Origin of the sequence: Treponema primitia, from assembly GCF_046533075.1 — a bacterium.
GTDB lineage: Bacteria > Spirochaetota > Spirochaetia > Treponematales > Breznakiellaceae > Termitinema > Termitinema primitia_B.
Window position 1 is genome coordinate 25952 of record NZ_JAJQRB010000022.1, and the last position, 13403, is coordinate 39354.

Consider the following 13403-nt stretch of genomic DNA (forward strand, 5'->3'; position numbering starts at 1 on the left):
AGAAAACAGTATGGACACCTATGGTTACCCAAAAAGCAACGAGTGGTTTGAAAAGGCAAAACGGATTATTCCAAAGGGAATCCACGGACATCAGGGGATAGGAAGTTATAAACCCCTGGAAAGTTATCCTATTTTCTCAGATCATGCCCAGGGAGCGTATTTCTGGGACGCCGACGGAAACAAATTTTTGGATTTCATGTGCGCCTATGGACCAAATATCCTGGGTTACAGTGATCCTGATGTCAACGCTGCGGTGTCGGAGCAGATGAAAAAAGAAGACTGCGTAACCGCTCCCTCTTACAAAATGGTTGAGTTTGCAGAAGTCCTCGTGGATACGATCAGCTCCATTGACTGGGCCTTTATGGCAAAGAACGGCGGCGATGTGACCAGCCTTTCCTTGATGGTGGCCAAGGTTGCCACGGGCCGTAAAAAAATCATGCTGGTCAACGGCAGCTATCACGGGGTAGCCCCTTGGGCTCAAACGCCCGGCGCAGCAAAGGGTATCTTTGAAAAGGAACAACAGGATCTGGTGTATGTTGATTGGGATAACATAGAACAGATCGAAAAGGCTATCGCCGATAACCCCGGACAGATCGCCGGGTTTATCTCCACCCCCTATTACCAACCTGCCTTTATAACAAACCGGCTGCCTGGTCCAGGTTACTGGAAGAAGGTCCGGGAACTCTGTACCAAGAATGGTATCGTACTCATTTTGGATGACGTACGCTGCGGATTCCGGTTGGATCTTGCGGGTTCGGATAAATACTACGGCTTTGATGCGGATCTTATCTGTATGTGTAAATCCCTGGCAAACGGGTACAACGTATCAACCCTGATGGGGAAGGCCGCCCTCAAGGAAGCCTGCGAAAGCGTTTACTACACCGGCAGTTACTGGCTCAGTGCGGTGCCCTTTGCAGCGGGAATTGCCTGTATCAACAAACTGAAAAAACTGGATGCGGCAAAACATATGCTCAAAATAGGAAAGCTCTACACCGATGGCCTGCAAAAACTTGCGGCATCCTATGGCTATTATATGGAAATAAGCGCCGAACCGTCACTGTTCTATATAGCCCTGGCTCAGGACCCTGTTGAAAAAAAGTGGAACTGGTTTGACCCGTCGGGGGATCTCCACAAAGCCTGGGTAGCCGAATGTGTCCGGAGGGGAGTCTTTATAACTAACCACCACAACAACTTTATCTGCGCCGCCATGACCGAAGCGGATATCGAGTTTGCCCTAAGCGTAGCCGACGATGCCTTTAGGGTAGTAAAGAGTAAGTTCTAATCCTCGGACAGGGAATAGCCCAAAACAAGAAAAATTGATATACTCAGAATAAAGAACGTTATTTCGTAACACTTTTATAGGAGTATAATTTGAAAATCCTAATCGTCGGCGGCGCCGGGTATATCGGCAGCCATGTTGCCCGGGAATTTCTGGACCGGGGCCATAAAGTCACTGTTTTCGACAACCTTTCCAGCGGCCTCCGGGGGAACCTCTTGAGTGAAGCGGAATTCATCCACGGAGACATTCTTGACTATACCGGCCTGTCCCGGGCGGCCCAAGGGGGCTTTGACGCAGTGGTTCATCTGGCGGCTTTTAAAGCCGTGGGGGAATCCATGGTAAAACCCGAGAAGTACTCGGTGAACAATATCAACGGTACCGTCAATATTCTGAACGCCGCCGTGGAAGGGGGCATTAAAAACTTCGTTTTTTCCTCCAGCGCCGCAGTTTTCGGCCAGCCGGAATATCTCCCTATTGATGAAAAACATCCCACCAATCCGGAAAGCTACTACGGCTTCACCAAGCTGGAAATCGAACGCTTCCTGGGCTGGTACGATAAGCTCAAGGGGATACGCTTTGCCGCCCTCCGGTACTTCAACGCCGCGGGCTACGATGTCAAAGGCAGGATCACCGGCCTGGAGAGCAACCCCGCAAACCTCATCCCGGTTATCATGGAAGCCGCCTGCGGTATCAGGAAGGAAGTGCAGATTTTTGGGAATGACTACGATACCCCGGACGGCACCGGAGTCCGTGACTATGTCCACGTGAGCGACCTCGCCGCGGCCCATGCGGCGGCCCTGGACTACACCAGCAAAAATGACCGGAGCATCACCGTTAACCTGGGAAGTGAAACCGGCATTTCGGTACTGGAGATTGTCGAGGCCGCCCGGCGTATCACCGGTAAACCTATCCCCGCAAAAATTGTGGGGCGCCGCGCGGGGGACCCCGCCAAACTTACCGCCACATCCAAGCTGGCCCACGAACTTTTAAACTGGACCGCGAAGTATTCGGACCTGGAAACCCTGATAAAAACCAGTTGGAATGCGTATCAAAAGAATTGATCCTAGGGGATAAAACGTGAGGAGCTCGGGATGAAAGAAAAAATATTTAGTTTTATTGAAACGAGCGCTCCTTTAGCGGTGGAGTTGGAGACGGAATTGACCAAGCGGCCCGCCATATCCCCGGAATCGGGTGGTGAGGGGGAACTGGATAAGTGTATATTCCTGGAGTCCTGGCTAAAAGCCCAGGGGATCACCCAACTGGAACGCTACGATGCACCGGATACGCGTGCCAAGGGCGGGGTACGGCCCAACCTGATCGCGACCATCCCCGGAAAGGCGGATACCAAGCGGCTCTGGATCATGAGCCACATAGACGTGGTACCTCCGGGGGAGGCATCCCTCTGGAAGAGCGATCCCTGGACGGTGATCCAAAAGGACGGCGGCGACGGCCGGGGATTACGGCTCATAGGCCGGGGTGTGGAGGATAACCAGCAGGGACTCACCGCATCGGTGGTGGCGGCGCTGGCCCTGGTAAAGCAGGGTATAGTCCCCGCCAACACAGTAAAACTGCTCTTTGCCGCCGACGAAGAGAACGGCAGCGCCTATGGCGTAGACTGGCTCATCAGAAACCAGGGCGCGGTAATTCCGGAACTCTTCCGCAAGGACGATATGATACTCATCCCCGACGGCGGCGACCAAAAGGGAGAAACTATTGAGATTGCGGAGAAAAACCTTATCTGGGCACGGTTCAGCACCATTGGCGCCCAGGCCCACGGTTCCAGGCCCGACCAGGGCATAAACGCCCACCTTGCCGGGGCGGAACTGGCGGTACGGCTCCACGAGGGCCTTTCCAAAAAGTTTTCCGATCACGACCCCCTCTTTGAGCCGGACTACTCTACCTTCCAGCCCACCAAAAAAGAGGCCAATGTCCCCAACATCAATACTATTCCCGGTGATGACGTGTTCTGCATGGATATGCGTATCCTCCCCCGGTATCCCGCCAAAACGGTACTGGCGGAAATCGATCGTATCAAGGCGGAGATAGAAGCCAAGCGCGGAGTCAAAATCAGCTATACCCTTCCCCAGTGCCAAGAGTCAAAACCCACTTCCCCCGATGCGCCTTTGGTAAAACTTCTCTCGAAGATTGTCAAAGAGGTGTATCAGGCTGAAACCCGGCCCATCGGTATTGGGGGTGGCACCGTGGGAGCCTATCTCCGTAACGCCGGTATCGATTCGGTGGTGTGGAGCCGCATGGACGACACCGCCCACCAGCCCAACGAGTACACCCTGGTGAACAACATTCTTGGAGACGCCAAGGTGATGGCGCTGTTAATGTTTCGGGAATAATGTATTGCTTGATAAGCCGGGGTTTTTAAAGTATACTGATTAGGAATAGGAGATGTTTGAGCGAACCATGAAAGAGACCATCAGCGTAACCGTACAGGAGCAGATTGCCTTAATCAAAAATATTATCGTTGATACGGTGCCGGTGGAACAGATATACCTCTTTGGTTCCTATGCTTATGGCAAACCTCAAGCCGATTCGGATTTGGATTTTTATGTGATACTGAACGATGACGCTCCCTACCGGGATCTTGAGGCAATGGACAGAATAGGACTTGCCCTTTATGGCCATAAATCAATGCCAACGGATATCCTTGTGGCCAAAAAATCCAGATTCCAATACCGGGTCTCCGCCCCTACGCTGGAACAGGAGGTGGTAGAAAAGGGGGTATTGATCTATGGATAATATGGACGAAAAGGAATATGCATTGGAATGGTTCAGATTTGCCAAAATGGATCTAAACAGTGCCAATTATTTATTGAATATGCGACCCATTCCTATCGAAGTAATTTGTTTCCATTGCCAGCAATCTGCTGAAAAATGCTTAAAAGGCTTTCTAGTCATCAATAAAATTCGCCCGCCAAAAAATCATGATCTGATAGAACTATGTCAGCTTTGCGAACCCTTTGTTACAGACATCAAAGCTATATTGGTTCAATGTAATACCCTAAATCGATATGGCGTCCAACCAAGGTATCCCCGTGAATTGTTGCTTACCGAAAAAGATCTTTCCAGTGCCATTAAATACGCCAAAGATGTGCTGGATTATTTTCGTCTAATTTTTCCCACCAGCCCAACGTGGAGACGCCAAGGTGATGGCACTGTTGATGCTTCGGGAATAGTAATACTACAGGATCAAAACAAAGGTACCAATGGTGATTAAAACTCCGCCGATAATGGATTTAATCGTGAAGGCTTCCTTTAATACGATAAAGGCCAGGACCATACCGATGACCACGCTGAACTTATCAATGGGGATTACCTTTGAGGCTTCGCCAAGCTGCAGGGCCCGGTAATAACAGAGCCAGGATAGGCCGGTGGCGATACCGGAAAGAACCAGAAAGAGCAGGTTCTTGTGCCCCAGGTTCGTAAGATTCTGCTGTTTCCCGGTTAAAAATACAATGCCCCAGGAGAGGATCAACACCACCACCGTACGTATCGCCACGGCCAAATTTGAGTTGATATTCTCTATGCCGATTTTGGCCAATACCGAAGTTAAAGCCGCAAAAAGGGCGGATAACAGGGCGTAAAGGACCCACATGGTATGCCTCCGTTATTGCAATTTTAGGTTGTTTTTTTTACTTTTTAAAGCCCTAGTAGTCTTGACAACACCCTTTAAAATCCGCATTGTACCTTTTAGAATAAATAGGAGAAATACCGGGTTGCCGGGGCATGAGCTGTATTTGAAGAGAGGTTGAAGGAGCGGGGTTGAAAGGGAGCGATGTGGTTATCGAGGGTGTTTCCAAGCTCTTCGGTGATTTTAAGGCATTAAATAGTGTCAGTTTGGAAATAAAAAAAGGGGAGTTTTTCTCCCTCCTGGGACCTTCCGGGTGCGGAAAAACCACACTCCTCCGTATTATTGCAGGGTTTGAAAGCCCCGATACCGGGGTAGTTACCTTTGACGGCGCCGATGTGCTGCCCCTGCCTCCAAATCAGCGGCAGGCCAATACGGTTTTTCAGAACTATGCCCTTTTTCCCCATCTTTCGGTGTTTGAGAACGTGGCCTTTCCTCTTCGTATCAAGCAAGCGGGGAAATCTGAAATAGACCAAAAGGTTAATGAATACCTCAAGCTGGTCCAGTTGGAGATCCACGCCAACAAGAAGCCCAACCAGCTTTCCGGGGGACAGAAACAACGGGTGGCCATAGCCCGGGCGCTGATCAACGAACCCCGGGTACTTCTCCTGGACGAGCCCCTTTCGGCGTTGGACGCCAAACTGCGGCAGCACATGCTCATCGAACTGGATCAGATCCACGACAAAATTGGAATCACCTTCATATATGTTACCCATGATCAGCAGGAGGCTCTTTCGGTTTCGGACCGTATTGCGGTGATGAACCAGGGGGACGTCCTGCAGGTAGGTACCCCCCACGAAATCTACGAAAGCCCCGCCACGGGCTTTGTGGCCAAGTTTATCGGGGAAACCAACCTCTTTGACGGAGAGATAATTTCCGCCGCGCCCATCCAAAAGGCGGAGGGTGAATATATGGCGGAACTGGATATCCCCGATCTCGGCAGGATCAAGGTGACCACCGTAGATAAGTTCAGCCCCGGCCAACAGGTAAGCTTTACCATCCGCCCGGAAAAGGTGCTTATCTCAAAGGAAAAGCCCACCACCACCCGGGAGGACATCAACCTTTTTCAGGGCTTCGTGGAGGAACCCATCTACTCGGGTTTTCAAACAAAGTTCTATGTTAAGGTCAAGGACAAATTCCTTATCAGGGTGATTAAACAGCACGCCAAATATTCCGATGAAGGTCCCGATATTGTCTGGAAAGATTCGGTGTATCTTTCCTGGAGCGCCCATGACGGGTACATCGTCGGGGTCAAAGAATCGTGAGCGCCAATTCTTCCGTCAGGCGTCATTACGGCCTCCTCTACTCAGCGCCCATGACGGTCTGGTTTACCGTATTTTTTCTGGCGCCCCTGTTAATTATTGTACTCTACAGTTTTCTGCGGAAAGGTCTCTACGGCGGCGTAACCATGGGAGAATTTACCCTGGAAGCCTACAGAAATCTCAGTAATCCCAGCTTTGTAATTATCACCATCCGTACCCTTATTACCGCATTGATTGCTACTTTAATTACCATCCTTATCGCTCTGCCCTGCGGTTACTTCATGGCAAGGAGCAAAAACCAGACCTTTCTGCTCCTCCTAATCATCATCCCCTTCTGGACGAACTTTCTTATCCGGGTATTCGCCTGGATGAATATCCTGGGAAACAACGGCTTTCTGAATGATCTGCTCATAAAAATGGGACTTATCAATAATTATGTTCAATTTCTGTACAACCAGGGGTCGGTAATATTGGTGCTGGTCTATATGTACCTGCCCTACGCCATACTGCCCCTCTTCTCCACCATCGATAAATTCGATTTTTCCCTTCTGGAAGCTGCCCGGGATCTGGGGGCCACCAAGCCCCAGTCCATGTTCAGGGTACTCCTCCCCAATATCCGCAGCGGTCTCTATACGGCGGTACTCTTTACCTTTATTCCCATCTTCGGCGCCTATGCGGTGCCCCTCCTGGTGGGCGGCAAGGATTCCTACATGCTGGGTAACGTTATTGCGGACCAGCTTACCAAAGCCCGGAACTGGCCCTTGGCTTCGGCGATCTCCATGGTACTCACGGTGATCACCACCGCGGGGGTTCTGATCATGATGAACCTCCAAAAAAAGGACGCCAATAGAACTGCGGATTTGAAAGCCAAGGGAGCCGGAAATTGAAACTCGACATCAAGGGCATCATCACCAACCTCACCCCCGGGAAGGCCAAGGGTGAGGCGGCGCGCCACGCCCGGCGGGCCTACCGGCAAAAACCATTTTCCTTTTCCCAAACCGTTTTTATCGCCGCCCTGGTTTTTCTCTTTCTCCCCCTGCTGGTATTAATCGTCTACTCATTCAACGAATCCAAGGGTATGGGCTGGACCGGCTTCTCCATGGTCTGGTATGAACAGCTCTTCCTCCATTCCCGGGACCTTTGGCGGGCTTTCTGGAACAGTATCCTTATCGCCATTACTTCTGCGGGAACCGCCACGGTTTTTGGAACCCTGGGCGCCGTGGGGGTCAACTGGTACCGGTTCCGGCTGCGAAACTATGTTCAGGCCATCTCCTTCCTCCCCATGATACTGCCGGAGATCATCATCGGTGTTTCCCTGTCCCTTTTTTTTGCGGGAATAAAACTAAAGCTTGGATTACTCACCATATTTATCGCCCATACCACCTTTAACCTGCCCTTTGTATTCCTCATGGTAATGGCCCGGCTGGACGAATTTGACTTTTCCATTATCGAAGCTGCCCACGATCTGGGCGCCAATGAACAGCAAACCTTCCTCAAGGTAACGGTGCCCATCTGTATGCCCGGCATTGTCTCCGGCTTTCTGACAGCTGTTACCATCTCCCTTGAAGACTTTGTCATTACCTACTTTGTCGCCGGGCCCGGTTCAACAACACTGCCGCTGTATATCTACTCGGCAATCCGTTTCGGCGTATCCCCGGTTATCAACGCCCTTTCGGTGGTGATGATCCTGGGAACCGTAGCCCTTACCTACTTGCTCAGGAACTTCCTGAAATATATCGCCGCAAAATAAAGATTCCGTATGGGATTCTATTATACGAGGAGAAAAAGATGAAAAAAATACCTGTTATGGCTGCGGCGCTGAGTGCGGCGCTGCTCAGTGTTGTAATGCTCACCACATTCAGTGGCTGTGCTAAAAAGCCGAAGCTCTATCTCTACAACTGGACCTACTACACGCCCGACTCTGTATTACGGCAATTTGAAAAGGAGAATAACTGCGAAATTATTTATGATACCTTCGCTTCCAATGAAGAACTCTATGCTAAGCTTCTGTCCGGCGGGACGGGTTACGATTTGGTTTTTCCCTCCGGGGATTATGTCTCCATCATGATCAAGCAGAACATGCTTGAGAAAATTGACAAATCAAAATTATCTAATCTGGTAAATATCGACCCGATGGTACTCCAAAAGGCGACCTACGACCCGAAGATGGAATACAGCGTGCCCTACTACTTCGGCGCTGCGGGGATTGCCGTAAATACCGCCAGGGTTCCTCAATACGAAAAGAGCTGGTCCATATTTGGCCGCAGCGATCTGCAAGGAAAAATGACCATGCTGGATGATATGCGGGAAGTACTCGGGGATGCCCTGGTACACCTGGGCTATTCGGTCAATACCGCAAACCCTGCGGAGATCGCCGCCGCCCGGGATCTGGTTAACAGTGCCTGGAAGCCGAATCTGATTAAGTTCGACGCCGAAGCCTTTGGCAAGGGCTTTGCCGATGAGGACTTCTGGGTAGTCCAGGGTTACGCCGAAGTGGTATACGAAGAAATTAGTGAGGAGCAAAAAAAGAATACCGCTTTCTTCATACCCCCCGAAGGCGGTCCCGCTTATATCGACAGTATGTGCCTCCTCAAAGGCGCCAAGAATGTAGACTTGGCCTATAAGTTTATTGACTTTATCCACCGGCCGGAAATCTATGCGGAGTTTACCGATTATTTCGGCTTCCCCGCCACCGCCAACATTCCTGCGCGGCAGCTGAAAAAAGTTACCCCCTATTATCAGGCGGAGGAACTTACCAATGTTGAGCTCAAGGATGATATGGGAGAAAATCTGACGCTCTATGATGATGCTTGGCTTACTATACGAGTCGGGGATTAGCTCGAGGTTAGCTGGGTCAGAGTATATAGGTCATTCGGAAAAACGCCGGTGGGGGAGGATCTATTTAACCCTGTTATTCCCCACTTGCGCCAAATGGAGCGTGGGGGAAATTGCGGGCGTTTGTTATTTACAGTACATGTGAAGTTTGTTGCTCCTGTTTACAGATAAATTTTTTGTCATTCTCTAATGGATGTACTCTCCATAACCATCTCCTGATGGCATTAAATTATATTTGTATCCATGTTTTACTTTATAAATAATTTTGATAAAAATCCAACAGCACACCCTAATATTATTGTTGTAACGATAACAATTGGAAGACCAGTTGGATCAAGTTTATATATTAAAAATGTAATTGGCAAAACAAATAAAATTGATATAATAATACCATTTAAAAAAGAAATTGATACAAAATTTATTTTTGGAATAAATAATCCCAAAACAATCCACACAAAAAATGCCGAAATTATAAATAACTTATCCATTTTTCTTATTATCATTGGGGTTATATCAACAATAGCAGCAATTAAACCGATTAACAAAGAAATTAAGTAATTTTTCAAACAATCCTCCAGAGATTTTACTTTACTATATTTTAAATATTCATGTCAAGTTTCTTTTTAATAATTTTTAAAGTGTCGTACTTCAGCACCTTGGTTAGGCAAAGTGGCTCCTCCTACACTATTGTTTCTTCAATATTATATATTCCTTTATACGTCCCTTGTAAATTTTTTACAGTCGCTTCTCTACGTATAATATCAAAAGTATATTCCGTTGGCAACAATTCAAATTGGTTCGTTTTTTGAATTGTATCATTTGTTATTTTTGTTATATATTCTATTGTTGCTTTTAACTGTACTTTTCCATCTGTTGATTTGGCATTCCAGTCAAACAATGGCGAATATTTTAAACAAGCAATTATTCTTGAATTATTATATAAAAGCTCTCGTATTTCTTTTCTAATATTGTGTTTTGAAACTATATCATTGCTTCTAAAACAATAATCCTTATAAAACAACGGCCATTCAAAAATATCAATTGCCGAATAATCTACATGATTGATATAAGGAATAAATATCTTGGGATCTAGATTTATTAATGCACTTTTACTAGGTAAATCTGCATCAATAAATATTCTACACCCCTTCCCTTTCTTTTCCAAAGAAACGGCTTTTGTAACTGCAACTCCAAAAATATTATTCGAGTCAATTTTAGTTTCAATAAAATTATATTCTCCATATGCTAAACCGGCCCTTAATAAAACGCCAGAGGATATACAATTTCGAAATATTCGAGTCAAGGCGTATAATAATATATCAACATCTTTTTCAACATATAAAAATACGGAATCAGAAAGAATACAGTAACGAATATTTGTCTTTTCAATGGCTTGTGAAATATATTTATGCAAATTTTTAATATACCTGTAAATTATTTTTTGATACTTACCCTTGTCAGGATTAGCTGTCAAGAAAGAAAAACCCAATAAGTCAATATAACAAACAGTTCCAATCATATTGTATATTTTACACCTCCTTTTCTATTTTGTCAATAAATTGAGGAGCCATTTCGCATAATGCGAATAGGTTTGCGATATTTTTGCGATTGCAATAAAGGAACGCGAAGCGTTCCAGTAACTGCGAAAATGTGGTGGAACAAAATACCACAAAGGGCGTAGTCCGACTGGTGTTTTGTTGAGGCCGATGAGCGTATGCGACGAATCGTAAACCGTGTGTTCAGGCTGCATTTTTAATTATATTACAATTACTATTTATCATGATTTTTATATTTTTTCAATTATACTATTTTATATTTGCCAGCTTCATATCAATATAAGATCATTTATTCATCCTAAGGCGATTATCACTCCGTTATTCGTCCCTATGCCGCGTATTGCTCCCTCATTACCCCAACACACTTACCCAGATTATGCACTATGCAATACAACAGCCATAGGATGTTTACTTTTTCCTTCATCCGCAGCGTGAACCGGTTCATCCTTTTGCAATACGTGATGTTCGCGAATACCGACTCTATAATCTGCATCCGTTTCCCGTATAGCTTCCTTACCGTCGGATTATCTATCTTACTCCGCATCTTGTCGGCTACGTTTTCTTCATACTCATGTATCGGTATATACAGTGTCCGGTATTTTTTGTTTTTCCCCTTGATACATTGTTCCCGCATCACACACACCCCGCACATCTCTCGCGTCAAACCGCGCCACCTCATGGTATTTCCCATACGTACCGGCTATCATCTGTTCATACCGCTGCCGGAATTGGGGGTCTGGGATTATTACCCCTACCCCCTTCTTTTTCGCTGCCTGCAAATTATCCTCTGAAAAATATCCCGTGTCCGCAACTATTATCTGGTTTTTGCTGTCCGCCGCCGCTATACCGTTGTATCCTTGGATAACCCCGTGCGGCCCCTGGATCTTCGCGCTCTCGTTGTCGGTGACGTTCGACTGTATTTCCTGTCCACGACTCCCCATATGCGCCTCATGCTCCCGGTCGAATTCGTCCAGTTTCTTCATCTGTTCCTTATATCGCCGTATCCGTTCCCGGTATTTTTCTTCTTCTTCCGTGCCGCCGCTCCCACCGTTCTTCCCATCCTCCTCACGGTGCTGCGATATCAATTTCTTCACTAATTTTCCTATCTTTTCTCGTTTCTTCCTTAATTCTTTTTTCGTCCCCGACCATTCCTTTGACGCTCCGGATGGCAGCTTGCACCCATCTACCGCGAGCATCTTTCCACCGATTAGATGTTGTTCATTGCAGAAATACAGTACTTCCGTAATTATTCTCTCTATTTCTTTCCCGTTCCCCACAATAAACCGCGCAATCGTCGTATGAAACGGCTCCTGGTTTTCTGCAAGCGCCTTCATAATAATATGATACCGGCACAGTCCGTACAGTTTCCGTGATGATAGTACTCCCTGCGAATATCCGTATAGCACAATTTTCAGTAGTATTCGCGGTTCATACGCCGGCGCTCCCTTTTCGTCGTTGTTGTACCCCTCATCGAATCCCGTAAAGTCCACTTCGGTATCGATAAACCGGCTCATGGTCCATTCAAACGTCCCCGGTAGTATTTGTTCTCCTAAGTTTATCGCCAGAAACAGCCCTTGTTCTTTATCTGTTTGCTTATAATTTGCCATAGTATTTGTATCGTATCATCATTTCTTTGGTTTGTCGATCTTTTTTCTCTGTCGTTATGCGAAATCTTATTAAAAGTGCACCCTGGTTATGTGCTGTTTTGGTTGCTTCATAACTGATCATAATTCCATGATATTGATATATTAATTATATTTTCATTATATATAATTATGTATTTATTTCCACTGGGCATCAAAAAACTTAAATTAACATCATATTGAATTATTGTTTTACAAAATTGATTAACATCTTCTTCGGTTAAATATGGTTCTAATATTTCAACTAGAGAAAATAAAATTAAAGATAAATCTTCTTTATTAGTAAAATCATTTTGATCATATTTTATATTCGCTAAATTTACAAAATAAGGTTGTCCAAAATCTAATGTTAATAATACAGATGAATTATTACCCGTGATTAGTTGAACATTTGAACTAGTCAATTGTTTCCATTCACCGAAATATCTAGTACTTATTTTACTAATATTCTTTTGAAAATTATCAATTAAATATTGTCCCTTAATTCGTTCAACATTTTCTATAATATTTCTTTCACCAATCTCATCAATACCATAAAAATATGATTCTGTAACTACACTTATTTTCTCATTTAAAATATTTGCAAACAAATGTTCTTGTTTAGTATTTACATAAATCCCTGGAACTCGTCCTGATCCTATGATATAATATAATTTTTTACCACCAATATCCCATGCATTTGGTAAATTATTATTTTTCTTTATTTCAAACATTATTTCGATTGCTTTTGTCCAACCGAGTTGTTGATAAAATTGATTATCTTTTTCAAGATCAACAAGATAGAATTTAGCAATTTCTATTTCACTTCTATTCTCATTAATTTCAGGGCATAATTCCAAAAATTTTTCAACATAAGGTTGTACAGAAATTAAATTATCCGCTGTATATTTATCATTAACTGAAAATTGGATTCTATCATTTGATACAATGGTTTCCTCTGGAATATTTTTATTAGAATCAACATTTGTTGTTTTATTACATGACAGTACTAAAATAATTAATATAGTAATAACTAATTTTTTCATTTCTTGTTCCTTTTGTAAATTATACTGAATATTTTTATTTTGTCAATTCCTTTTATAAAATAATTCAACCAAAATTGCGCCTAACGAAGCTATGCTAAAAGAAAGATGCGGAATCTGGTATACTTAAGCGGTTCGGTAAAACGACTGCTGGTTGTAGCCGAAA

The 13403-nt window shown here is 45.3% G+C and carries 15 protein-coding genes; 10 read left to right on the top strand and 5 right to left on the bottom strand.

Annotated features, from left to right (window positions below; all coding sequences use genetic code 11):
- Positions 1-10: 10 nt before the first annotated feature.
- From LQZ19_RS04375 to LQZ19_RS04395, 5 genes are all read left to right on the top strand, one after another.
- Positions 11-1282, top strand: a complete 1272-nt coding sequence (locus tag LQZ19_RS04375; protein ID WP_411046438.1) for an aminotransferase class III-fold pyridoxal phosphate-dependent enzyme — start codon at positions 11-13, stop codon at positions 1280-1282.
- 89 nt (positions 1283-1371) lie between these two features.
- Positions 1372-2340 carry a UDP-glucose 4-epimerase GalE gene (gene galE, locus LQZ19_RS04380; protein ID WP_411046439.1) on the top strand — a complete coding sequence of 323 codons (969 nt, stop codon included), beginning with the start codon at positions 1372-1374 and terminating at the stop codon, positions 2338-2340.
- Positions 2341-2370: 30 nt separating this feature from the next.
- On the top strand, positions 2371-3627 hold the full coding sequence (locus LQZ19_RS04385; RefSeq protein ID WP_411046440.1) for a M20 family metallo-hydrolase: 1257 nt from the start codon (positions 2371-2373) through the stop codon (positions 3625-3627).
- 67 nt (positions 3628-3694) lie between these two features.
- Positions 3695-4030, top strand: coding sequence for a nucleotidyltransferase domain-containing protein (locus LQZ19_RS04390; RefSeq protein WP_411046441.1), 336 nt, complete (start codon positions 3695-3697; stop codon positions 4028-4030).
- Positions 4023-4508: a HEPN domain-containing protein gene (locus tag LQZ19_RS04395; protein WP_411046442.1), complete on the top strand. Its 486-nt coding sequence runs from the start codon at positions 4023-4025 to the stop codon at positions 4506-4508. The genes LQZ19_RS04390 and LQZ19_RS04395 overlap by 8 nt, the downstream gene beginning before the upstream one ends.
- Here LQZ19_RS04395 and LQZ19_RS04400 read toward each other — a convergent pair.
- Positions 4473-4886 carry an EamA family transporter gene (locus tag LQZ19_RS04400; protein ID WP_411046443.1) on the bottom strand — a complete coding sequence of 138 codons (414 nt, stop codon included), beginning with the start codon at positions 4884-4886 and terminating at the stop codon, positions 4473-4475. The genes LQZ19_RS04395 and LQZ19_RS04400 overlap by 36 nt on opposite strands.
- 167 nt (positions 4887-5053) lie before the next feature.
- Between LQZ19_RS04400 and LQZ19_RS04405 the strand changes: the two genes are divergently transcribed.
- From LQZ19_RS04405 to LQZ19_RS04425, 5 genes are all read left to right on the top strand, one after another.
- Complete coding sequence (locus LQZ19_RS04405) at positions 5054-6184, top strand: ABC transporter ATP-binding protein (RefSeq protein WP_411046444.1); 1131 nt, start codon at positions 5054-5056, stop codon at positions 6182-6184.
- Positions 6181-7068 carry an ABC transporter permease gene (locus LQZ19_RS04410; protein ID WP_411046445.1) on the top strand — a complete coding sequence of 296 codons (888 nt, stop codon included), beginning with the start codon at positions 6181-6183 and terminating at the stop codon, positions 7066-7068. The genes LQZ19_RS04405 and LQZ19_RS04410 overlap by 4 nt, the downstream gene beginning before the upstream one ends.
- On the top strand, positions 7065-7931 hold the full coding sequence (locus LQZ19_RS04415; protein ID WP_411046446.1) for an ABC transporter permease: 867 nt from the start codon (positions 7065-7067) through the stop codon (positions 7929-7931). The genes LQZ19_RS04410 and LQZ19_RS04415 overlap by 4 nt, the downstream gene beginning before the upstream one ends.
- A gap of 38 nt (positions 7932-7969) precedes the next feature.
- Positions 7970-9019 carry an extracellular solute-binding protein gene (locus LQZ19_RS04420; protein ID WP_411046447.1) on the top strand — a complete coding sequence of 350 codons (1050 nt, stop codon included), beginning with the start codon at positions 7970-7972 and terminating at the stop codon, positions 9017-9019.
- A 240-nt stretch (positions 9020-9259) separates the two neighbouring features.
- The gene (locus LQZ19_RS04425; protein ID WP_411046448.1) at positions 9260-9574 is read left to right on the top strand and encodes a hypothetical protein; all 315 of its coding nucleotides are present in this window, start codon (positions 9260-9262) and stop codon (positions 9572-9574) included.
- A gap of 121 nt (positions 9575-9695) precedes the next feature.
- On the opposite strand, the gene LQZ19_RS04430 is transcribed toward LQZ19_RS04425, so the two are convergent.
- The 4 genes from LQZ19_RS04430 to LQZ19_RS04445 all read right to left on the bottom strand — a co-directional run bounded on the left by LQZ19_RS04430 (position 9696) and on the right by LQZ19_RS04445 (position 13240).
- Positions 9696-10535: a hypothetical protein gene (locus LQZ19_RS04430; protein ID WP_411046449.1), complete on the bottom strand. Its 840-nt coding sequence runs from the start codon at positions 10533-10535 to the stop codon at positions 9696-9698.
- 365 nt (positions 10536-10900) lie between these two features.
- Positions 10901-11251, bottom strand: a complete 351-nt coding sequence (locus LQZ19_RS04435; protein ID WP_411046450.1) for a transposase — start codon at positions 11249-11251, stop codon at positions 10901-10903.
- Positions 11142-12179 carry a transposase gene (locus LQZ19_RS04440; protein WP_411046451.1) on the bottom strand — a complete coding sequence of 346 codons (1038 nt, stop codon included), beginning with the start codon at positions 12177-12179 and terminating at the stop codon, positions 11142-11144. Before LQZ19_RS04440 ends, LQZ19_RS04435 begins: the two co-directional genes overlap by 110 nt.
- A 107-nt stretch (positions 12180-12286) precedes the next feature.
- Positions 12287-13240: a hypothetical protein gene (locus LQZ19_RS04445; protein ID WP_411046452.1), complete on the bottom strand. Its 954-nt coding sequence runs from the start codon at positions 13238-13240 to the stop codon at positions 12287-12289.
- Positions 13241-13403: the final 163 nt, after the last annotated feature.

Bases quoted from the DNA above. Each gene is read 5' to 3' on its own strand.
- LQZ19_RS04445 (WP_411046452.1), bottom strand. From the start codon at position 13,240: ATGAAAAAATTAGTTATTACTATATTAATTATTTTAGTACTGTCATGT.
- LQZ19_RS04400 (WP_411046443.1), bottom strand. From the start codon at position 4,886: ATGTGGGTCCTTTACGCCCTGTTATCCGCCCTTTTTGCGGCTTTAACT.
- LQZ19_RS04430 (WP_411046449.1), bottom strand. From the start codon at position 10,535: ATGATTGGAACTGTTTGTTATATTGACTTATTGGGTTTTTCTTTCTTG.
- LQZ19_RS04390 (WP_411046441.1), top strand. From the start codon at position 3,695: ATGAAAGAGACCATCAGCGTAACCGTACAGGAGCAGATTGCCTTAATC.
- LQZ19_RS04385 (WP_411046440.1), top strand. From the start codon at position 2,371: ATGAAAGAAAAAATATTTAGTTTTATTGAAACGAGCGCTCCTTTAGCG.
- LQZ19_RS04395 (WP_411046442.1), top strand. From the start codon at position 4,023: ATGGATAATATGGACGAAAAGGAATATGCATTGGAATGGTTCAGATTT.
- LQZ19_RS04440 (WP_411046451.1), bottom strand. From the start codon at position 12,179: ATGGCAAATTATAAGCAAACAGATAAAGAACAAGGGCTGTTTCTGGCG.
- LQZ19_RS04375 (WP_411046438.1), top strand. From the start codon at position 11: ATGGACACCTATGGTTACCCAAAAAGCAACGAGTGGTTTGAAAAGGCA.
- LQZ19_RS04420 (WP_411046447.1), top strand. From the start codon at position 7,970: ATGAAAAAAATACCTGTTATGGCTGCGGCGCTGAGTGCGGCGCTGCTC.
- LQZ19_RS04435 (WP_411046450.1), bottom strand. From the start codon at position 11,251: ATGAGGTGGCGCGGTTTGACGCGAGAGATGTGCGGGGTGTGTGTGATG.
- LQZ19_RS04425 (WP_411046448.1), top strand. From the start codon at position 9,260: ATGTTTTACTTTATAAATAATTTTGATAAAAATCCAACAGCACACCCT.